Here is a 21,040-nt window from a genome sequence, read left to right on the forward strand (position 1 = left end):
CCTCAAGGCGCCAGGACGCCGTCCAGGAACGGCTCGATCGCCGTCCGCCAGGCCTCGGGCTGGTCGTAGTGGACGAGGTGGCCGGCGTCGGCGACCTCCGCGTACTCGCCGCGCGGGAGGACCCGGACCATCTCCTGGGCCTCGGCCCGGCCCAGCTCGCCGTCCAGGCCGCGCACGACGAGCGCGGGGCACCGCACCTGGGCCAGCTCCTCCCAGTGGGCGTCGTAGACCCAGGTCTCGCGGGACTTCAGCATCTGCTCGGGGGCGAAGACGGGGCGCCAGCCGTCGGGGGACTCCTGCATCACCTCGGCGTAGAACTCGCCGCGAGAGGGGTTGGGGCGCTCCACCCAGGGGTCGTCCTCACCGAACCACTTGCGGACGTCGGCGAGGGTGGCGAAGGGCAGGGGCCAGGACGTGAACCAGTCGGCCCACTCGCGCTGCGAGGCCGCGCCGAGCGCGGAGGCCCGCATGTCGCAGAGGACCACGGCGCGCACCAGGTCGGGGCGTTTCGCGGCGAGCTGCCACGCGGTGAGGGCCCCCATGGCGTGGCCGATGAGGACGGCCGGGGTGAGGCCGAGCTGCTCCAGGGCGGCCTCCGCGTCCTCGACATACGCCTCACGGGTGAAGGCGGCCTCGGGGGGCTTCTCGCTCTGGCCGTGGCCGCGCTGGTCGAGGGCGACCGCGCGGTGCCGCTCGGAGAGCCAGCGGGCGGTGGACGCCCAGTGCGAGGCGCGGCCCATCAGCCCGTGCAGTAACAGGACCCCGGAGGTGCGCTCGGGGTCGGCTCCGGGCGCGGCGCCGGGCGCCGTGGCGGGCGCCGCGGCGGCGCGGCCTTCCCGCCCGCCGGTCGACTGGGCCGGGATCACGGCGTCCGTCCCGCTCCTGGGCTGCTCGGCCTTGGGAGGGTCGCCGAACTCCCAGGCCGCCAGACGTACGCCGCCCGTCCCGGTCACGTCGATGCGTCGCGCCATGGATCCTGGCACCCCCCTAGCCGTCGTACCGCTGTGCTGCCGATGCCCTAGTGCTGCCTTCGCTCTTCCCTCGACCGCCCGCAGGCGCGATCACCCACAGGCCGGATCACCCGCAGGCTATCGAATACCCTTTCGAGAAGGGCACGCTCCGCGACCAACACCCCTCGTTCGAGTGACCCCCCTCGAGGAATGATCGCCGCCGCCGGGGGGAGATCTTCAGCGGGAGGCGGACCGCTCGGGGAAAACGGTCCGAGGGGAACGACCCTGAGAGCTCGGGGCTCCGGGTCGAAACAGGGGAGGACAGGCCCCGGTGCCACACGGCACCGGGGCCCTCCACTGCTCTGCGGCACATCTTCCCCGCCCCCCTCAGGTCATATGCCTCACGCGACAGCGTGGCACGCGAACGGTCCGCGCGCTGCCATTCGACACAGGGAATCTGCGATTCGACACCATCGCCGGGGCGCATCAACTACCCCACGAGCACCAGGAATTGAACATCGCTCAGCATTTCACCGAGCGCCGGGCGAACGCCGGGCATCCGCTCAGGGCTTGGCCACGAACACATGGGACGCGACGTCCGCCTCCAGCTCGGCCGCCTCACCACCGCTGCCGACCAGCACCCCGCCCGGCGACTCCGTCACACTCACCACCGAACCGGGCTGCACACCTGCCCGGCGCAGCGTGTACATCAGCTGCGCGTCCGTCTGGATCGGCTCGCCGATACGCCGGACGACGACCGTCTTGCCCTCCGTACCCGGGTCGAGGTCGGCCAGCGAGACCATGCCCTCGTCCAGGAACGGGTCGGCGCCGTCCTTCTCCCCCAGCTCCTCCAGACCCGGGATCGGATTGCCGTACGGCGACTCGGTGGGGTGCCGCAGCAGCTCCAGCACCCGCCGCTCCACCGCCTCGCTCATCACGTGCTCCCAGCGACACGCCTCCGCGTGGACCTGCTCCCACTCCAGGCCGATCACATCGACGAGCAGACACTCGGCGAGCCGGTGCTTGCGCATCACGCGCGTGGCCAGCCGACGCCCCTCGTCCGTCAGCTCCAGATGACGGTCGCTCGCCACGGAGACCAGACCGTCGCGCTCCATGCGCGCCACCGTCTGGCTCACCGTGGGCCCACTCTGGTCGAGGCGCTCGGCGATCCGGGCACGCATGGGGACCACACCCTCCTCCTCCAGCTCGAGGATGGTGCGGAGATACATCTCCGTGGTGTCGATCAGTCCGGACATTCGTGTGCCCCTCGATGAGATCTGCCGAAGGCTCGACGGCCCTGCGGCGCGTGCGCTGGCCCTGGCATCAATTCTGCCGGATACCACTGACAACCGTGCCACGCCGGGGAAACCGGACAGCCGCACGGGGCTCCCCGCGCCACCGTCGGCCGTATTGACACCGCACTGGTCCAGACCGCACGGTGATCCGCGACACGGACCCCCGCCGGCGAAGGAGCCCCCTCGGATGAGCGACCGCAGCGACCACGAGCTCGCCGCCCGCTTCCTCGACGCCGCGATCGGCCTGCTGGAGCGGGTCCGCGACGAGGAGACCGACGCCGTCCGGGCCGTCGGCACCCTCCTCGCCGACACCGTCGCCGCCGGCGGCCGGCTCTTCGCCTTCGGCGCCGGCCACTCCTCCCTCCCCGCCCAGGACCTCGTCTACCGGGCCGGCGGCCTCGCCCTGGTCAACCTGCTCGCCGTCCCCGGCGTCGTCGGCGTCGACGTCATGCCCGCCACCCTCGGCTCCGCCCTGGAACGCGTCGACGGCCTCGCGAGCGCCGTCCTCGGCACCTCCCCGCTGCGCGCCGGCGACGCCCTCGTGATCATCTCGCTCTCCGGCCGCAACGCCCTGCCCGTCGAGATGGCCGCCCAGGCCCGCGCTCTCGGCGTCAAGGTCATCGGCGTGACCTCGGTGGCCTACGCCTCCGCGACCACCCCCCGCAACCCCACCGGCACCTTCCTCAAGGACCACTGCGACGTCGTACTCGACTCGAAGATCCCCGTCGGCGACGCCGTCCTCACCCTGGACGGCGTCCCGGCCCCCTTCGCCCCCGCCTCCACCGTCGTCACCTCGGCCCTCCTCCAGGCCGTCATGGCCAGCGCGGCCGGCTCCCTCGCCGACCGCGGCATCGACCCCCCGCTGCTGCGCTCCGGCAACGTCGACGGCGGCCACGACTGGAACCGGCGCGTCCTGGACGAGTACGGCGACCGGATCTTCTACCAGCGCTGAACCCGCAGGTCAGTCGCCCGCGCCGGACCCCGCCGGGTCCGTGAGGTCCGCCAGGTCCAGCGCCGCCGCTATCCGCACCGCGACGTCCTCGGCGTACGTCGCGTCGGACCGCTCGAAGGAGGTGCGGCCCGCGCCCCGCAGAAACGTCACCACCCCCAGCGTGCGCCCCCGGCTGCGCAGCACCGCGCACAACGCGTGCACCGTGTCCTGCGGCCACTGCCGCACCCGCGCCCACTCCCGCGCCTCCTCCGCCGCCGCGCTCCCCGCACCCGCCCGCACCGAACCGGCCCGCGCCACGCACTGGAGCGCCGGATGCCCCTCCGGATACCGGACCGGCAGCCCCGCGTAACCGGTCAGCGCGCTCGGGCCCGGACCGCCCGACGGCGTGGCCGCGACCCGCACCAGCCGCAGCGGCACCCCCGCCGGCTCCGCCTCCGCCGCCGCACCGCCCGCGACCCGGTCGACCAGCGCATGGTCGGCGAACCCCGCGAGCGCGAAGTCGAGATGGACCGTGGCCGCCTCCGCCGGGTCCTCGCACTCGGCCGCCGCCCGCGCCGCCCGGTGCAACTGGTTCGTACGGAACCGCAGCAGCGACGCCTCCTGCTCCCCCTGCTTGGCCTCCGTCACGTCCTGGAACAGCCAGCCCACACCGAGCGGCACCGGCTCCTCCGCCAGCGGCGAGGCCAGCCGCAGGAACCCGCTCCGCCAGCAGCGCCGCCGCTCCCCCTCCGGGGTGCGCACCCCCACCCACACCTCCGCCGGGGCGGGCGGGGCGCCCTCCGCGAGGACATGCGTCAGCGCGTTCTCCAGCTCCTCCACACCCTGGGTCAGCAGCTCGCCCAGCGGACGGCCCAGCACCGCCGTGCGCCCCGTGCCGAGCGCGCGGGCGGCATGCGCGTTGACCACGGCGGGCCGCAGATCCGCGTCCACGAGGACCACGCCCCAGGACGCGTCGTCGAACAGCGCCTCGCTCAGCGCGATGGACCGCTCCAGATCGATCTGCGCGTGCACCTCGCTGAAGGCGCAGTACAGCCCGGCCGGCTTGCCGTCCGGCCCGGGCACGGCGGCCGACTGGGTGCGGACGAGCACCCGGCCCCCGTCCTTCGTCAGCAGCGCGAACTCGTGCACCTGGCGGCCCGCCGCGTGCATCGCCGACATCAGCCGCGTCTCGACCTCCTCGGCGTCCGCCTCGCGCACCGCCCACCCGGCGAAGCCCTTCCGGCCCACGGCCTCCGCCGCGCTCCAGCCGAGGATGCGCTCCGCCTCGCGGTTCCAGTGGGTGACGACGCCGTCCGCGTCGAAGGCGCACAGTGCCGCGTCCATCCCGTCGAGGAGCGCGGCGAGGAGATCCGCGCCGTCCGGGCCGACGGGGCCGCCCGGGTTCTCCGACCGCTCGGGCTCGTCCGGCCCCAGTTCGTCGGTGGTCCCCTTACGCCGGGAAGCACTCACCTGGACCCCCCTGCAGGTTCGCTCACGTGCCCTCATTCAACTCGAACGTGACGCAGCCCACATATGGTTCCCGCAAGATTGCAGGGGAATCGTTGTACGGCCGCCGTCGCCACCGTCACACCGGAACGGGCGTCAGCCTCAGGTCGACCCATTCCGCCGTCCCTCCGTCCAGCACATAGCGCTCCACCTCGGTGAAGCCACGCGCGCGTGCGAAGCGCAGCCCGTCCTCGTTGACGGCCGACACACACGTCTCGACCGCACCGGCGCCGAGCGCCCGCGCCTGTCCGAGAACATGATCGTAGAGCGCCGCCCCGTACCCCCGCCGACGGAACTCGGGCAGCACGCGCACGATGACGGTCACCGCCCCGTCCGCGGCCGGCGGCCGCACCGTGGAGCAGCCGACCAGCACCTCGCCGACGTACGCGTTCTCCAGCCGGTTGCGCCCCGCCCGCTGGCGCACCTCGGCCGACGACAGCGCGGCCGGCGGCACGATCACGTTGTGGACGTACCGCCACTGCTCCAGCGCGGCCTCGCCGTCGACCACCTCGACCCGAAGATCATTCACCCCACCAGCGAACCGCGCCCTCACGCGCGCGTCAACGCGTTCCCAGGAACCCGACGGTCAACGCCCACTTCCGCCCGGAATGCCCACGCCGCGGACGGCAGGATCGTGCGATTCCCCAGCCATGTCCTCGTCGCCAAGGCCACCGGTCGCGGCTCCTATGCCAGGACCACCCGGACCGATATGGCTTCCCCCGCCTGTTGCGCTCACGTGCCGAACAGCACTTCGGATACGTCACCGGCGACCTGATACGCGCCGTCCTGTCCTCCGGCAAATGGAAGGGCACCTGGACCGGTCGTATCTCGGTGCGCGCCAGGGGACAGCACAGCCTCACCACACCGGTGGGGCGGATCAACGTCTCCCACTGAAACCTCACGCTCCTGCAGCGGGGGGACGGGTACGGCTACAGCGGGCAACCCGAGGCATCTCAGCCGACCTCTCAGAAAACACTTGAGCGCGGGGAAACAGGTCCTTAGGGTGTGAGAACCGAAGAAGGGAGGTGATCCGGAGCATGTATGCACACCGGACGTCGGAGGTGGCTGCGGGCTAGCGCCCGTCACCACTCAGTGCGGTGCCGGACCCGTGCGCGGATGCGCGTGCAGCCGGCCCAATCCCAGCAGTCACCCGACCCGCGAGTCGCCGGTACGTCCGGCCGGCCCCTCCCTCTGGGAGGACCAGACTCGCGGGTCGTCTGCGGGTGGCGGCCTCGTTTTCGAGGGCCGCCCGGGCGTTTCGGGAAACTTTCGCAGGCAGTACGCTGGGGACCATGCTTTCGCTCGTTCGACGCCGCCACGTGGACTTCGTCCGCGTCACGAGCATGGGCTGTCGGCGCTCCGCCTGACCCGGCCCCCTTCTGCTTCTCTCCCTTTCGGCAGCTGGGCTCCGCCCCACCCTCGGCGGCCGCCCGTGCCCCGTACACCCGCGGACGCATTCCATGACGCACATCGCGACGGCACCGTCGTACGACCAGCTCCCCCTCATCGATCTGTCGGCCGCCGACCGCGGCCCCCAGGCGCGTGCGCTGCTCCATGCGCAGCTGCACAGCGCCGCCCACGACGTGGGTTTCTTCCAGCTCGTCGGGCACGGGGTGAGCACGGAGGAGACCGAGCGGCTGGTGGGGGCCATGCGGGCCTTCTTCCGGCTGCCCGAGGCCGACCGGCTCGCCCTCGACAACGTGAACTCGCCGCACTTCCGCGGCTACACGCGCACCGGTGACGAGCGGACCGGGGGACGCCAGGACTGGCGGGACCAGCTGGACATCGGGGCGGAGCGGCCGGCCCGGGTGCCGGGGCCCGGTGAGCCCTCGTACTGGTGGCTCCAGGGGCCCAACCAGTGGCCGGGCGGGCTGCCCGAGCTGCGGGAGGCCGCGCTGGCGTGGATCGACCGGCTCAGCGGGGTCGCCCAGCGGCTGCTGCGGGAGCTGCTCGCGTCGATCGGGGCCGAGCCCGGGTTCTACGACGCGGTCTTCGGGGAGCACGCGCATCCGCATCTGAAGCTGGTGCGGTATCCGGGGAGCGCGGGGGACGGGGCCGGCCAGGGGGTGGGGGCCCACAAGGACTACGGGTTCCTGACGCTGCTGCTCCAGGACCAGGTCGGCGGGCTCCAGGTGCAGCGGGAGGACGGGCTGTTCCATGACGTGCCGCCGGTGGAGGGGGCGTTCGTCGTGAATCTCGGGGAGCTGCTGGAGGTGGCGACCAACGGGTACCTCGTCGCCACCAACCACCGGGTGGTCTCGCCGCGCGACGCCGTGGAGCGGTTCTCCGTGCCGTTCTTCTACAACCCGCGGCTGGACGCCCGGGTGGAGCCGCTGGTCTTCCCGTACGCCGCCGCCGCTCCGGGGGTGACGGACGATCCGGGCAACCCGCTGTTCGCGGAGTACGGGTTCAACGAGCTGAAGGGCAAGCTGCGGGCGCATCCGCTGGTGGCGGAGCGGCATCACGCGGGGCTGCTCAGCCCCGCGTGAGCGGGCCTGCCTCGGCTCAGTGCGCGATGTCCTCGTAGCCCTCGATCTCCTGGGGGCCGCGGGTGCCGGGGCCGGTGTAGCGGGCGGAGGGGCGGACCAGGCGGCCGGTGCGCTTCTGTTCGAGGATGTGGGCCGACCAGCCGGCGGTGCGGGCGCAGGTGAACATCGAGGTGAACATGTGCGCGGGGACCTCGGCGAAGTCGAGGATGATGGCCGCCCAGAACTCGACGTTCGTCGCCAGGACGCGGTCCGGGCGGCGGGCGTGGAGTTCGGCGAGGGCGGCTTTCTCCAGGGCTTCGGCGATCTCGAAGCGGGGGGCGCCGAGTTCGCGGGCGGTGCGGCGCAGGACGCGGGCGCGGGGGTCCTCGGCGCGGTAGACGCGGTGGCCGAAGCCCATGAGGCGTTCGCCCCGGTCGAGGGCGCGCTTGACGTAGGCCTCGGCGTCGCCGGTGCGTTCGATCTCCTCGATCATGTGCAGGACGCGGGAGGGGGCGCCGCCGTGCAGGGGGCCGGACATGGCGCCCACGGCTCCGGAGAGGGCGGCGGCCACGTCGGCGCCGGTGGAGGCGATGACGCGGGCGGTGAAGGTGGAGGCGTTCATGCCGTGCTCGGCCGCGCTCGTCCAGTAGGCGTCGACGGCCTTGACGTGCTTGGGGTCGGGTTCGCCGCGCCAGCGGATCATGAAGCGTTCGACGATGGAGTGGGCCTTGTCGATCTCGCTCTGCGGGACCATGGGGCGGCCCTGGCCGCGGGCGGACTGGGCTACGTAGGACAGGGCCATGACGGCGGCGCGGGCGAGGTCCTCGCGGGCCTGCTCGGCATCGATGTCGAGCAGCGGTTTGAGGCCCCAGACGGGGGCGAGCATGGCGAGGGCGGACTGGACGTCGACGCGGATGTCGCCGGAGTGGACGGGGATGGGGAAGGGCTCGGCGGGCGGCAGACCGGGGTTGAAGGCGCCGTCGACGAGGAGGCCCCAGACGTTGCCGAACGAGACGTGGCCGACCAGATCCTCGATGTCGACGCCCCGGTATCGCAGGGCGCCGCCCTCCTTGTCCGGTTCGGCGATCTCCGTCTCGAACGCGACGACTCCTTCGAGCCCGGGTACGAAGTCGGACATCAGGCGGCTCCTCGTGAGGTGTGCGGCGGGTTGTGGCGCGGGTGGCCACTGCGCCGGTACGGCTCTCGTCGTGGCATCTGCACCATAACTCCGAGTGCCACCTTTGGGGAGTGGTGCGGCACTCAGTGCCACCCGGTCCGTCAGGGTGTTCCATACGGCAGGATGGCCACGTGACCGATCGTGACTCCGTCTATTCAGGGCCCGTTCCCGATCCCGCCGCCATGCGCAAGCAGTACCGGGCGGATGGGCTGGACGAGGCGGAGCTGGCGGCGACGCCGGTGGAGCAGTTCGCGCGCTGGTTCAAGGACGCGGCCGTGGAGGCGCACCTGTTCGAGCCGAACGCCATGATCGTGTCCACGGCGGACGCGGAGGGGCGGCCCGGTTCCCGGACGGTGCTGCTGAAGCAGTTCGACGAACAGGGGTTCGTCTTCTATACGAACTACGAGTCCCGCAAGGCGCGTGATCTCGCCGAGAACCCGTATGTGTCGTTGCTCTTCCCGTGGCATCCGATGGCACGGCAGGTCATCGTGCGGGGCGTGGCCCGGCGGACGGGGCGGGACGAGACCGCGGCGTACTTCCGGAGCCGTCCGCACGGTTCGCAGCTCGGGGCGTGGGCGAGCGGTCAGTCGTCGGTGATCGCCGGCCGGGCCGAGCTGGACGCGTCCTACGCCGAGCTGCTGGCGCGGTATCCGGAGGGTGAGCAGGTGCCGGTGCCGCCGCACTGGGGCGGTTTCCGGGTGGTGCCGGAGTCGGTGGAGTTCTGGCAGGGCCGGGAGAACCGGCTGCACGACCGGCTGCGGTACGTGGCCCGGGCGGACGGCGGCTGGTCGGTGGAGCGGCTCGCTCCCTGAGCGGGGGCGCGCTGTCCTCATCGACGATCACCTGGAAACGGTCGCCCGTCAGTCCCGCCCCTGGACCCGCGCCCCGTCCCGGCGTCCGTCCCGCCCCTCGTCCCGCCCTCCTTCCAGCAGCCCGTCCAGCAGCACCGCCCACTGGGCCACCACGCGCTCGCGGCGGCCGGTGTCGTCGGTGAGGAGGTTGGCGAGACCGAGGCCCCGGGCCATGTCGAGGAGGCCCTGGACGGTCTCGCGGACGCCGGGGACGGATTCGTCCGCGCCGAGGAGTTCGAGGGCGACGCGGTGGGTCTCGCGGCCGACGCGGCCCTCCAGTTCGGTGACGCGGGGGCCGAGCTGTTCCTCGTTGGAGGCGGCGACCCAGAGGTGGAGGGCGGCGCGGAAGAGGGGGCCGGTGTAGACGTCGACGAGGGCGGTCAGGACCGCGCGGCGGTCGGCGCCGCCGTCGGGGAACAGGGCGCGCAGGGCCAGGCAGCGTTCCTCGGCGACGTACTCGACGGCCGCGGTGAACAGGTCCTCGCGGGTGGGGAAGTGGTGCTGGGCGGCGCCACGGGAGACACCCGCGCGTTCGGCGACGACGGCGACCGTGGAGCCGGCCCAGCCGTGTTCGGCGAGGCAGGCGACGGCGGCTTCGAGGAGTCGCTGCCGGGTGGCCCGGCTGCGGTCCTGCTTGGGGACCCGGTCGCCGGACGGCCGGTCGCCGGAGGGGCGGTCGCCGGAGGGGCGGTCGCCGGAGGGGCGGTCGCCGGAGGGCCGCCCGGCCGCGGTCACAGCACCCATGCGGGATCCCGTCGTTCGAGGAAGGCCGTCATGCCCTCGCGGGCGGGCGCGGAGGAGAACAGCCGGGCCGAGAGCGCCGTGAGGTGCCCGGCGTCCCGGTCGAATATCTCCAGCACCTTAGCCGTGAGCAGCGCTTTCGTCTCGGCGAGGGCCTGGGGGGCGGATCTGCGCAGTCCGTCGAGCACGGGGGCGAGGACGGCGTCGACGTCGTCGCCGGTGGCGGTGAGCAGGCCGATGCGGGCGGCCTCGGGGGCGTCGAAGCGTTCGCCGGTGAGGTAGTAGCGGGTGAGGGCGCGGGGGTCGGTGCGGGGCAGCAGGGGGAGGGAGATGACGGCGGGTGCGACGCCGATGCGCACCTCGGTGAAGGCGAAGGTGGCCGGGGTGGCGGCGGCGGTGATGTCGCAGGCGGCGAGGAGGCCGAGGCCGCCGGCCCGGACATGGCCGGTGACCCGGGCGACGACGGGCCGCGGCAGCTCGACGATCTGCCGGAGGAGGGCCACGAAGGCGTCGGGGGCGGGCGGGTCGCGCAGGTCGGCTCCGGCGCTGAAGGCGGTGCCGGTGTGGGTGAGGACGACGGCGCGGACGTCACCGGCCCCGGCGCAGTCGCCGAGCGCGTCGGTGAGTTCGCCGACGAGGGCGGCGGAGAGGGCGTTGCGGGTGGCGGGGGCGTCGAGGGTGAGGGTCTCGATGCCGCGGGCGCGGGTACGGGCGACGAGGGTCATGGTGTCTCCCTGAGCTGCCGGCGGAGGATCTTCCCGGAGACCGCGCGCGGGACGGCGTCGATGAAGGTGACGTGCCGGACGCGTTTGTAGGGGGCGACGCGCTCGGCGACGTACATGGCGATCTCTCCTTCGGAGAGGTCGGGGGAGGTGGGCCGGCGGACCACGAAGGCGTGCGGGACCTCGGTGCCCTCGTCGTTGTAGACGCCGATGACGGCGGCGTCGGCGACGGCGGGATGGGTGAGCAGGAGGGCCTCGAGTTCGGCGGGGGCCACCTGGAAGCCCTTGTACTTGATGAGTTCCTTGACGCGGTCGATGACGAAGAGCCAGCCGTCCTCGTCGACGCGGCCGATGTCGCCGGTGTGCAGCCAGCCGTCGGCGTCGATCATCGCGGCGGTGGCGTCGGGGCGGCCGAGGTAGCCCTTCATGACCTGGGGGCCGCGGATGAGGATCTCGCCGTCCTCGCCGGGGCCGAGGTCCTTGGCGGGGTCGTCGAGGGAGACGATGCGCATCTCGGTGCCGGCGACGAGTCGGCCGACGGTTCCGGCGGGGGCCTCGCGCATGGCGTCGAGGGGGACGACATGGGTGCCGGGGGACAGTTCCGTCATGCCGTAGGCCTGGCCGACGGGCGGCAGGCCCAGGCGGTCGGAGCAGGCGGCGGCGAGGCCCGCGTCCAGGGGGGCGGCGGCGCTGATGACGTACCGCAGGGACGACAGGTCGTACTGGGCGACCGCGGGGTGTTGGGCGAGGGCGAGGACGATCGGCGGGGCGACGTACAGGCCGGTGATGCGGTGGGTCTGGATGGCGGCGAGGAAGGTCTCCAGGTCGAAGCGGGGCAGGACGACGACCGTGGCGCCCTGCCGGAGGGGGGCGTTCATCAGGGCGGTGAGGCCGTAGATGTGGAAGAAGGGCAGGACGGCGAGGATGCGGTCGCCGGGGCCCGCGGTGATCAGGGGTTCGAGCTGGGCGAGGTTGGTGGCGATCTGCCGGTGGGTGAGCATGACGCCCTTGGGGGTGCCGGTGGTCCCCGAGGAGTACGGCAGGGCGGCCACGTCCTCGACGGGATCGATGTCGATCTGCGGCTCGGGGGCGGCGGAGGCGAGCATGTCGATCAAGGAGCGGTGTCCGGGCGCGCTGTCGCAGACGAAGATCTCCCGGACGCCGCCGGCGAGTTCGGCGGCGCGCCGGGCGGTCTCCAGGAACGGGGAGACGGTGACGATCCAGCGGGCCCGGGAGTCGCCGAGCTGTTTGGCGAACTCCTCGGCCGTGGCGAGCGGGTGCACGGTGGTGACGGAGGCGCCCGCGCGGGTGGCGCCGTAGAAGGCGAGGGGGAAGGCGACGGTGTTGGGGCTGTGCAGGGCCAGGACGTCGCCCTTGCGGACCCCGGCCTCCGCGAGGGCGGCGGCGACGCGCCGGTGGAACCGGTCCACCTGCTCGTAGGTGAGGGTGGTGCCGTCCGTGCCGTCGATCAGCGCGGGCTGCTCCCCGAAGGCGGCGGCGCGGCCCAGGACGGCGTCGTGGATGGGGAGGTCTACGGGCGGGACGTCTGCGTACGCGCTGCGGAACACGGTTCCTCCAAGACGGTTCGGCCAGACGGTTCAGTACGACTTGGGCAGGCCCAGGGTCTGGTGGGAGACGTAGTTGAGAATCATCTCCCGGCTCACCGGAGCGATACGGGCCACGCGGGAGGCCGTGATCAGTCTGGCGATGCCGAACTCCGTGGTGAGGCCGTTCCCTCCGAGGGTCTGCACTGCCTGGTCTACGGCGCGCACGCAGGCTTCCCCCGCCGCGTATTTGGCCATGTTGGCGGCCTCGCCCGCGCCGGCGTCGTCACCCGCGTCGTAGAGGTGGGCGGCCTTCTGCGTCATCAGGCGGGCCAGTTCGAGTTCGATGTGGGCCTGGGCGAGGGGGTGGGCGATGGCCTGGTGGGCGCCGATGGGGGTCTTCCAGACCGTGCGGTCGCGGGCGTACGCGACGGCCTTGGCGAGGGCGTGGCGGCCCATGCCGATCGCGAAGGCGGCCGTCATGATCCGCTCCGGGTTGAGGCCGGCGAAGAGCTGGAGGAGACCGGCGTCCTCGTCGCCGACGAGGGCGTCGGCGGGGAGCCGGACGTCGTCCAGGACGAGCTCGAACTGCTTCTCCACGCTGTGCAGTTCCATGTCGATCCTGCGGTGGGTGAAGCCGGGGGCGTCGCGCGGGACGATGAACAGGCAGGGTTTGAGGTTGCCGGTGCGGGCGTCCTCCGTGCGGCCGACGATCAGGGTGGCGTCGGCGATGTCGACGCCGGAGACGAAGACCTTGCGGCCGGTGAGCAGCCAGTCGGTGCCGTCGCGGCGGGCGGTGGTGGTGATGCGGTGGCTGTTGGAGCCGGCGTCGGGTTCGGTGATGCCGAACGCCATGAGGCGGCTGCCGTCCGCGAGGGCGGGGAGCCACTGCTGTTTCTGCGCCTGCGTGCCGAAACGGGCGATGACCGTGCCGCAGATCGCCGGGGAGACGATCATCATCAGGAGGGGGTTGCCGGCGGTGCCCATCTCTTCGAGGACGAGGGAGAGTTCGGTGATCCCGCCGCCGCCTCCGCCGTAGGCCTCGGGGAGGTTGACGCCGATGTAGCCGAGTTTGGCCGCGTCCTGCCAGAGGGTCCGGGAGTCGTGCGGGTGGGCCTTGGCGAAGGAGGCGACCGCTGCGCGCAGTGCCTTGTGCTCGTCGGATTCGATCAGGGTCGTCACTGTGGCTCCTTTGACTGCGGGTCGTATGCGGCCGGTCGCGCGGTTCCCCGCGCCCCTAGCCGTCCTGCTCCTGCACCACCGCCAGCAGGGTGCCGACCTGCACCTGCTGTCCCTCCGTCACCTGGACCGCCGTCACCGTTCCCGTCGTCGGGGCGGAGATGACGTGTTGCATCTTCATCGCTTCGAGCCACACCAGCGGTTCGCCCGCTTCGACACTCGATCCGGTGATGAGACCGGGCGCGAGCTTGACGACCGTGCCCGGCATCGGGGCCAGGAGGGAGCCGCGGGCGTGCTGGGCCTGCGGGACCGGGAAGCGCGGCAGGGCCGTCAGCGTCGTGGTGTTGACGTGGACCTGGTCGCCGTAGCGGGCGATGTCGTAGCGGTGGCGCACGCCGTCCGCCTCCAGGACGACCAGGGACGGGTCGGCGTGCACGACCCGGACGCCCTCGGCCGTGAGGCCGGACCGGTCGTGCGCGTAGGCCACCTCGATCTCCTCGCCGGCCCTCGCGTACCGCTTCGTCTGGCGCTGGGACGGCAGGTTGCGCCAGCCGCCGAAGCGGGAGCGGGTCCGCGCCTCGGCCAGCGCCGCCGCCAGCGGGGCGAGGGGGTCCACCGCCGGCGCGGTCAGGCTGGGCAGATGGCGGTCGTAGAAGGCCGTCGTCATCCGGGCCGAGGTGAACTCCTCGTGCCGCAGGGAGCGGATCAGCAGGTCGCGGTTGGTGGGCGGGCCGTGGAGGACGGTGCGCTCCAGGGCGCCCGCCAGTGTGCGGATCGCCTCCGCGCGCGTGGGGGCGTGGGCGACGATCTTCGCGAGCATCGGGTCGTAGTGGACGCCGATCCCGTCGCCGTCGGTGTAGCCGGTGTCGAGGCGGACGGCGTCCGGGACGGTCAGCCGGTGCAGGGTGCCGGTCTGCGGGGTCCAGTCGGTCGCGGGGTCCTCGGCGTAGAGGCGGGCCTCGACCGCGTGGCCCCGCGCGCGGGGCGGTTCGGGGGCGAGGGCGGCGCCCTCCGCGACGCGGATCTGTTCGGCGACGAGGTCGAGGCCGAAGACGGCCTCCGTGACGGGGTGTTCGACCTGGAGGCGGGTGTTCATCTCCAGGAAGTGCGCGCGGCCGCCCTCGACCAGGAACTCGACCGTGCCCGCGCCGGTGTAGGAGACGGCGCGCGCCGCCCGTACCGCCAGCGCGCGCAGTTCGTCTTCCAGGTCCGCGGGCAGTCCGGGCGCCGGCGCCTCCTCGATCACTTTCTGGTGGCGGCGCTGGAGGGAGCAGTCGCGGGTGCCGAGCGCCCACACCGTGCCATGGGTGTCGGCGAGGATCTGGACCTCGACGTGACGGCCGTTCTCGACGTAGGGCTCGATGAACACCTCGCCGTCGCCGAAGGCGTTGGCGGCCTCCGCGCGGGCGGTCTCCAGGGCGCCGGGCAGATCCTCCAGGCGGCGTACGACGCGCATGCCGCGCCCGCCGCCGCCCGCGGCCGCCTTCACCAGCACCGGCAGGTCCGGCTCCGCCACGTCCTCCAGGGGCGCCAGCCCCATCAGCCGCTTCGCGCGTGTCTTGGACGCCATGGCCTCGATGGCGTCCGGCGGCGGGCCGATCCAGACGAGCCCGGCGTCCTGGACGGCCCGCGCGAAGTCGGCGTTCTCGGAGAGGAAGCCGTAGCCGGGGTGCACGGCGTCGGCGCCGGCCGCGACGGCCGCCTTCACGATCAGGTCGGCGCGCAGATAGGTGTCCGCGGGGGCCTCCCCCGGCAGGCGTACGGCCGTGTCGGCCACGCGCGCGTGGAGGGCGTCGTCGTCGGCGTCCGAGTGCACGGCGACCGTCCGGATGCCCAGCTCACGGCAGGTGCGGACGATACGGCAGGCGATCTCGCCGCGGTTCGCGATCAGGACAGAAGTAATCATGGGCCTCACATCCGGAAGACGCCGAAGCCACCGCGCGCGCCCGCGTAGGGCGCCGTGTGGATGGCCGACAGGCACAGGCCGAGGACCGTGCGGGTGTCGCGCGGGTCGATGACGCCGTCGTCGTAGAGCCGCCCGGACAGGAACATCGGCAGCGACTCGGACTCGATCTGCTGCTCCACCAGGGCGCGCAGGGCGGCGTCGGCGTCCTCGTCGTAGGGCTGTCCCTTCGCGACGGCCGACTGGCGGGCGACGATGGACAGGACGCCGGCGAGCTGCTGCGGGCCCATGACGGCGGATTTGGCGCTGGGCCAGGCGAACAGGAAACGGGGGTCGTAGGCGCGGCCGCACATGCCGTAGTGGCCGGCGCCGTAGGAGGCGCCCAGGAGGACGGACAGGTGCGGGACGCGGCTGTTGCTCACCGCGTTGATCATCATCGAGCCGTGCTTGACGATGCCGCCCTGCTCGTACTCCCTGCCGACCATGTAGCCGGTGGTGTTGTGCAGGAACAGCAGCGGGATGTCCCGCTGGTTGGCGAGCTGGATGAACTGGGCGGCCTTCTGGGACTCGGCGCTGAACAGGACGCCCTGGGCGTTGGCGAGGATGCCGACCGGGTAGCCGTGCAGCGCGGCCCAGCCGGTGGTCAGGCTGGTCCCGTACAGGGGCTTGAACTCGTCGAAGTCGGAGCCGTCGACGATCCGGGCGATCACCTCGCGCGGGTCGAAGGGGGTCTTGAGGTCGCCCGGGACGATGCCGAGCAGTTCCTCGGGGTCGTAGCGGGGCGGCTCGGCCGGGCCCGGGTCGGGGTAGGCCTTGCGGTGGTTGAGGCGGGCGACGACCCGGCGGGCCTGGCGCAGCGCGTCGCGTTCGTCGACGGCGAAGTGGTCGGCGAGACCGGACACGCGCGCGTGCATCTCGGCGCCGCCCAGCGACTCGTCGTCGCTCTCCTCGCCGGTGGCCATCTTCACCAGCGGCGGTCCGCCGAGGAAGACCTTCGCCCGCTCCCTGACCATGATCACGTGGTCGGACAGGCCGGGGATGTAGGCGCCGCCGGCCGTGGAGTTGCCGAAGACGACGGCGACGGTGGGGATGCCGGCGGCGGAGAGCCGGGTGAGGTCGCGGAAGAGGGCGCCCCCGGGGATGAAGATCTCCTTCTGGGAGGGCAGGTCGGCGCCGCCGGACTCCACGAGACTGATGAAGGGCAGCCGGTTGGCGAGGGCGATGTCGTTGGCGCGCAGGGCCTTCTTCAGCGACCAGGGGTTGCTGGCACCGCCGCGCACGGTGGGGTCGTTGGCGGTGATCAGGCACTCGACGCCCTCGACGACCCCGATGCCGGTGACCAGGGAGGCGCCGACGGTGTAGTCGCTGCCCCAGGCGGCGAGCGGGGACAGCTCCAGGAACGGGGTGTCGGGGTCGAGGAGCAGTTCGATGCGTTCGCGGGCGAGGAGCTTGCCGCGGGCGCGGTGCCGTTCGACGTACTTCGGGCCGCCGCCCGCGAGGGCCTTGGCGTGTTCGGCGTCCAGGTCGGCCAGTTTGGCGAGCATGGCCTCGCGGTGGGCGCGGTGGTCGGGGCCGGTCGTGTCCAGCGCCGACGGCAGGACGGTCACAGAAATGCCTCCGGGAGGTCCAGATGACGGGAGCGGAGCCATTCGCCGAGCGCCTTGGCCTGCGGATCGAAGCGGTGCTGTGCGGCGACCCCGGCGCCCAGGACGCCCTCGACGACGAAGTTCAGGGCGCGCAGCCGCGGGAGCACATGCCGGGTGACCTTCAGCTCCGCCGTCTCCGGGAGGAGTGCGCGGAACCGGTCGACGGTCAGGGTGTGGGCGAGCCAGCGCCAGGCCTCGTCGGTGCGGACCCACACCCCGACGTTGGCGTCCCCGCCCTTGTCCCCGCTGCGGGCCCCGGCGACGAGGCCGAGGGGGGCTCTGCGGACGGGGCCGGGCGGCAGGGGTTCGGGCAGCTCCGGTGCGCTCACCTCGTCGAGTACGAGGGTGTCGCCGGCCGGGAGGACGGGGATCCGGCGTCCGTCGTCGAGGACGGCGGTGTGCGCGACCTCGTCCCGGGGGACGTACGCGGCCTCGAAGACCCCGTAGGGGGCGCCCTTGCCGGGTGGGGCGAGGACGTGGAAGCCGGGGTAGCTCCCGAGGGCCAGTTCCACGGCGGCACCGCTCAGGGCCCGGCCCACGGCGGCCTGGTCGGGGTCGCGGACGACGAGCCGCAGCAGGGCGCTCGCGGTCTCCTCGGTCCCGGCGTCGGGGCGGTCGGTGCGGACGAGTTCCCAGCGGACGTCGGCGGCCTTCGTCAGGGCGCCGGCCAGCTGCTCGCGCACCAGGTCCGCCTTGGCCTCGACGTCGAGGCCGGTGAGGACGAAGACGACCTCGTTGCGGAAGCCGCCGAGCCGGCTGCGGCCGACCTTGAGGGTGGGCGGCGGGGCCTCGCCGCGTACGCCGTCGATCCGGACGCGGTCGGGGCCGTCCCGGGTGAGCCGTACCGTGTCGAGACGGGCGGTGACGTCCGGTCCGGCGTACCGGGCGCCGGTCGTCTCGTACAGCAGCTGCGCGGTGACCGTGCCGACGTCGACGAGTCCGCCGGTGCCGGGGTGCTTGGTGATGACGCTGCTGCCGTCGGCGTGCAGCTCGGCGAGCGGGAAGCCGGGCCGGCGTACGTCCGCCTCCCGGAAGAAGGCGTAGTTGCCGCCGGTGGCCTGGGTCCCGCACTCCAGGACGTGTCCGGCGACGACCGCGCCGGCGAGCCGGTCGTGGTCGTGCGGCGTCCAGCCGAAGTGGGCGGCGGCGGGCCCGGTGACCAGGGCCGCGTCCGTCACCCGTCCGGTGACGACGATGTCCGCGCCCTCGCGCAGACAGGCCGCGATGCCGAAGCCGCCGAGGTAGGCGTGGGCGGTGAGGGAGCCGGGGAACCGGTCGCCGAGGTCGTCGCCCTCGACGTGCGCGACGCGTACGGGGACGCCGACCCGGCCGGCCAGTTCGCGTACGGCGTCGGCGAGTCCGGCCGGGTTCAGGCCGCCGGCGTTGGTGACGATCCGCACGCCCCGCTCCCGGGCGAGTCCGAGGCACTGCTCCAGCTGGCGCAGGAAGGTGCGGGCGTAACCGGCGGAGGGGTCCTTCAGCCGGTCGCGGCCGAGGATGAGCATGGTCAGTTCGGCGAGGTAGTCGCCGGTGAGGACGTCGAGCGCGCCGCCGGTGAGCATCTCGTGCAGGGCGTCGGCGCGGTCGCCGTAGAAGCCGGAGAAGTTGCCGATGCGCAGGGGTGGCGGGGGCGCGGGGGGTGACGGCGGCGGGGGCGTCACGCGGATTCCCCTCGCGGGGCGCGTCCCTTGCCGGGCGGGCCCGCGAAGGCCTGGGCGATGTCGAGCCAGCGGTCGGCGTCCTCGCCCTCGGCGCGCAGGGCGAGGTCGGCGCGGTGGGCGCGCCGGGTGACGAGGAGGCAGAAGTCCAGGGCGGGGCCGCTGACGCGGTCGGTGGCGTCGTCCGGGCCGTACGTCCACGACTCGCCGGAGGGGGCGGTGAGTTCGATGCGGAAGTCCTCGAAGGGCGGGGTCAGCCCGTGCACGCCGAACGCGTAGTCGCGGGTGCGGACGCCGAGGCGGACGATGTGCCGCAGGCGGTCGCTCGGGGCGCGGACGGCACCGAGGGCTTCGGCGACGTCCAGGCCGTGCGCCCAGGTCTCCATCAGGCGGGCGGTGGCCATGGACGCGGTCGACATGGGCGGCCCGTACCAGGGGAAGCGGGCGCCCTCGGGGGCGGCGCGCAGGGCGTCGGCGAGGGCCGCGCGGCCGGTCCGCCAGTCCGCGAGGAGCTGTCCGGGCGGCTTGCGGGCGCCCTCCTCCGCACCGTTGTCGACGAAGTCCCCGGGCGCGGTCAGGGCGGCCTCGACCTCACGCGAGAAGGCCCGCTGGTCGGTCACGGCAAGCAGCGAGGAGTGGTCGGTCCAGGCGAGGTGGGCGATCTGATGGGCGACGGTCCAGCCGGGGGCGGGGGTCGGAAGCGTCCACTGCTCCGGCTCCAACTCGGCGACGATCAGATCGAGTTCGTCGCTTTCGGCACACAGGTCGTCGATGACGGGCGTGGGGTCGGCCATGGGGGGAGCATGGCAGGGCCCCCAGAAACAAGCAAGCATGCTTGCATTTAATTTGCCGACGGCGCGATGGGCGCGCTCGGGTCGCGCGACGGACGTCCTCGGGCCGCGCGACGGGCACCTTCGGGCCGCACGGCAGGCAGTCACGGGGCCGCACGACGGACTCCCTCGGGGCCGCACGGCAGGCGTCGCAGGGCCGCACGACGGACTCCCTCGGGGCCGCACGGCAGGCGTCGCAGGGCCGCACGACAGACGTCCTCAGGCCGCACGGCAGGCGTCGCAGGGCCGCACGACAGACGTCCTCACGCCGCAGCACGGACCCCCTCGGGCCGCGCAACGGGCACCCTCGGGCCGCACGGCAGACGTCCTCACGCCGCAGCACGGACTCCCTCGGCCCGCGCAACGGGCGTCCTCAGGCCGCAGCACGGACTCCCTCGGGCCGCGCAACGGGCACCCTCGGGCCGTACGACAGACGTCCTCACGCCGCAGCACGGACCCCCTCGGGCCGCGCAACGGGCACCCTCGGGCCGCACGACAGGCGTCCTCAGGCCGCAGCGCGGACCCCCTCGGCCCGCACGACAGACGCCCACAGGCCGCACCACAGACTCCCTCAGGCCTCCGGCACCGGCGCCTTCCCCCGGCCCACCTGGGTGCGTACCGCGCCCATGCTCGCGGCGACCACCAGGGCGATCGCGGCCGTCTCGGGCAGGGACAGGGACTGGCCGAGGACGAGGAGGCCGGCCGTGGCGGCGACGGCCGGTTCCAGGCTCATCAGGACGGCGAAGGTGGAGGCGGGCAGCCGGCGCAGGGCCAGGAGTTCCAGGGTGTACGGCAGCACGGAGGACAGCAGCGCGACCGCCGCGCCCAGGCCGAACGTCACGGGGTCCGCGAGTCTCGCCCCGGACTCCGCGATGCCCAGCGGGAGGAAGAGCAGCGCGCCCACCGCCATCGCCAGGGCCAGTCCGTCGGCCTGGGGGAAGCGGCGGCCCGTGCGGGCGCTGAACACGATGTACGCCGCCCACATCGCGCCCGCCCCCAGGGCGAACGCGACGCCCGCCGGGTCGAGGCCGGCGAAGCCCCCGCCGCCGAGCAGGAAGACCCCCGCCAGGGCGAGCCCGGCCCAGACCAGGTTGAGGGCGCGGCGGGAGGCGAGGACGGAGAGGGCGAGCGGGCCGAGGACCTCCAGGGTCACCGCCGGGCCCAGCGGGATTCGGTCGACGGCCTGGTAGAAGAGGCCGTTCATCGCGGCCATGGTGACGCCGAAGACGACGACCGTCCCCCAGTCGCCGCGCGAGTGGCCGCGCAGCCGGGGACGGCAGACGACGAGCAGGACCACCGCCGCGACCGCCAGCCGCAGCGCCACGACCCCGAGCGCACCCGCCCTCGGCATCAGCGTCACCGCCAGCGCGCCGCCGAACTGCACGGAGATGCCCCCGGCGAGGACGAGACCGACCGGACCGAGGGAACCGAAGCGTCCGGGGGAACCGGGTGCGCCGGGCGCGCCGGCCGGGGCGGGGGTGGCGAGGGAGGTTTCCGAGGGGGCGGTCACGGGCGGTCCAAGGGCTCTTGTGTTCATCCGGCTGTGTTCATCCGGCTGGACTGTCCAGTCCACAGTAGTGAACCTGGACAGGTGCGTAAACCGCTTAAGCCTCTGTCTCGCGCCGTGAGACGTTCCGGC

18 protein-coding genes are annotated in these 21,040 nt (G+C 73.3%); 4 read left to right on the forward strand and 14 right to left on the reverse strand.

Annotation, left to right across the window (positions count from 1 at the left end; all coding sequences use genetic code 11):
• Positions 1-2: 2 nt before the first annotated feature.
• Both AQJ58_RS18530 and AQJ58_RS18535 read right to left on the reverse strand, forming a co-directional pair.
• Positions 3-971, reverse strand: a complete 969-nt coding sequence (locus tag AQJ58_RS18530; RefSeq protein WP_067251457.1) for an alpha/beta fold hydrolase — start codon at positions 969-971, stop codon at positions 3-5.
• A 542-nt stretch (positions 972-1,513) separates the two neighbouring features.
• Positions 1,514-2,206 carry an iron-dependent transcriptional repressor DtxR gene (locus tag AQJ58_RS18535; protein ID WP_067251459.1) on the reverse strand — a complete coding sequence of 231 codons (693 nt, stop codon included), beginning with the start codon at positions 2,204-2,206 and terminating at the stop codon, positions 1,514-1,516.
• A 226-nt stretch (positions 2,207-2,432) separates the two neighbouring features.
• On the opposite strand from AQJ58_RS18535, the gene AQJ58_RS18540 reads away from it, so the two are divergent.
• Positions 2,433-3,197 (forward strand): SIS domain-containing protein, encoded by a 765-nt coding sequence (locus AQJ58_RS18540; RefSeq protein WP_067251461.1) that lies wholly within the window; start codon positions 2,433-2,435, stop codon positions 3,195-3,197.
• A 9-nt stretch (positions 3,198-3,206) separates the two neighbouring features.
• Here AQJ58_RS18540 and AQJ58_RS18545 read toward each other — a convergent pair whose 3' ends face one another.
• Positions 3,207-4,646 carry a PAS domain-containing protein gene (locus AQJ58_RS18545; protein ID WP_067251463.1) on the reverse strand — a complete coding sequence of 480 codons (1,440 nt, stop codon included), beginning with the start codon at positions 4,644-4,646 and terminating at the stop codon, positions 3,207-3,209.
• Positions 4,647-4,761: 115 nt separating this feature from the next.
• Complete coding sequence (locus AQJ58_RS18550) at positions 4,762-5,211, reverse strand: GNAT family N-acetyltransferase (protein ID WP_067251464.1); 450 nt, start codon at positions 5,209-5,211, stop codon at positions 4,762-4,764.
• 197 nt (positions 5,212-5,408) lie between these two features.
• Between AQJ58_RS18550 and AQJ58_RS43835 the strand changes: the two genes are divergently transcribed.
• Positions 5,409-5,576, forward strand: a complete 168-nt coding sequence (locus tag AQJ58_RS43835) for a hypothetical protein (RefSeq protein WP_199844608.1) — start codon at positions 5,409-5,411, stop codon at positions 5,574-5,576.
• 566 nt (positions 5,577-6,142) lie between these two features.
• Positions 6,143-7,171, forward strand: coding sequence for an isopenicillin N synthase family dioxygenase (locus AQJ58_RS18555; protein ID WP_067251466.1), 1,029 nt, complete (start codon positions 6,143-6,145; stop codon positions 7,169-7,171).
• A gap of 16 nt (positions 7,172-7,187) precedes the next feature.
• On the opposite strand, the gene AQJ58_RS18560 is transcribed toward AQJ58_RS18555, so the two are convergent.
• Positions 7,188-8,288 carry a citrate synthase 2 gene (locus tag AQJ58_RS18560; RefSeq protein ID WP_067251468.1) on the reverse strand — a complete coding sequence of 367 codons (1,101 nt, stop codon included), beginning with the start codon at positions 8,286-8,288 and terminating at the stop codon, positions 7,188-7,190.
• Positions 8,289-8,458: 170 nt separating this feature from the next.
• Between AQJ58_RS18560 and pdxH the strand changes: the two genes are divergently transcribed.
• A complete protein-coding gene (gene pdxH / locus AQJ58_RS18565) occupies positions 8,459-9,139 on the forward strand; it encodes a pyridoxamine 5'-phosphate oxidase (RefSeq protein ID WP_067251469.1) in 681 nt (226 codons plus the stop codon).
• Positions 9,140-9,187: 48 nt separating this feature from the next.
• Here the strand turns inward: pdxH and AQJ58_RS18570 are convergent, their stop codons facing one another.
• From AQJ58_RS18570 to AQJ58_RS18610, 9 genes are all read right to left on the reverse strand, one after another.
• Positions 9,188-9,922 (reverse strand): TetR/AcrR family transcriptional regulator, encoded by a 735-nt coding sequence (locus AQJ58_RS18570; RefSeq protein ID WP_234360089.1) that lies wholly within the window; start codon positions 9,920-9,922, stop codon positions 9,188-9,190.
• Positions 9,910-10,644, reverse strand: a complete 735-nt coding sequence (locus AQJ58_RS18575) for an enoyl-CoA hydratase family protein (protein WP_067251471.1) — start codon at positions 10,642-10,644, stop codon at positions 9,910-9,912. Before AQJ58_RS18575 ends, AQJ58_RS18570 begins: the two co-directional genes overlap by 13 nt.
• Entirely contained in the window at positions 10,641-12,209 is a 1,569-nt protein-coding gene (locus AQJ58_RS18580) for a 4-coumarate--CoA ligase family protein (protein WP_067251473.1), read from the reverse strand. Before AQJ58_RS18580 ends, AQJ58_RS18575 begins: the two co-directional genes overlap by 4 nt.
• Positions 12,210-12,239: 30 nt before the next feature.
• Positions 12,240-13,367: an acyl-CoA dehydrogenase family protein gene (locus AQJ58_RS18585; RefSeq protein ID WP_067251475.1), complete on the reverse strand. Its 1,128-nt coding sequence runs from the start codon at positions 13,365-13,367 to the stop codon at positions 12,240-12,242.
• Between the two features lie 55 nt (positions 13,368-13,422).
• On the reverse strand, positions 13,423-15,270 hold the full coding sequence (locus AQJ58_RS18590; RefSeq protein WP_067251476.1) for an acetyl/propionyl/methylcrotonyl-CoA carboxylase subunit alpha: 1,848 nt from the start codon (positions 15,268-15,270) through the stop codon (positions 13,423-13,425).
• Positions 15,271-15,275: 5 nt separating this feature from the next.
• Positions 15,276-16,874, reverse strand: a complete 1,599-nt coding sequence (locus AQJ58_RS18595) for an acyl-CoA carboxylase subunit beta (protein ID WP_067251478.1) — start codon at positions 16,872-16,874, stop codon at positions 15,276-15,278.
• Positions 16,871-18,574 (reverse strand): acyclic terpene utilization AtuA family protein, encoded by a 1,704-nt coding sequence (locus tag AQJ58_RS18600; RefSeq protein ID WP_067251481.1) that lies wholly within the window; start codon positions 18,572-18,574, stop codon positions 16,871-16,873. The genes AQJ58_RS18595 and AQJ58_RS18600 overlap by 4 nt, the downstream gene beginning before the upstream one ends.
• The gene (locus AQJ58_RS18605; RefSeq protein ID WP_067251482.1) at positions 18,571-19,365 is read right to left on the reverse strand and encodes a TIGR03084 family metal-binding protein; all 795 of its coding nucleotides are present in this window, start codon (positions 19,363-19,365) and stop codon (positions 18,571-18,573) included. Before AQJ58_RS18605 ends, AQJ58_RS18600 begins: the two co-directional genes overlap by 4 nt.
• 607 nt (positions 19,366-19,972) lie before the next feature.
• Positions 19,973-20,938, reverse strand: coding sequence for an EamA family transporter (locus AQJ58_RS18610; protein WP_067251484.1), 966 nt, complete (start codon positions 20,936-20,938; stop codon positions 19,973-19,975).
• Between the last annotated feature and the right edge of the window lie 102 nt (positions 20,939-21,040).

Source organism: Streptomyces sp. DSM 15324, from assembly GCF_001514285.1.
Taxonomy (GTDB): Bacteria; Actinomycetota; Actinomycetes; order Streptomycetales; family Streptomycetaceae; genus Streptomyces.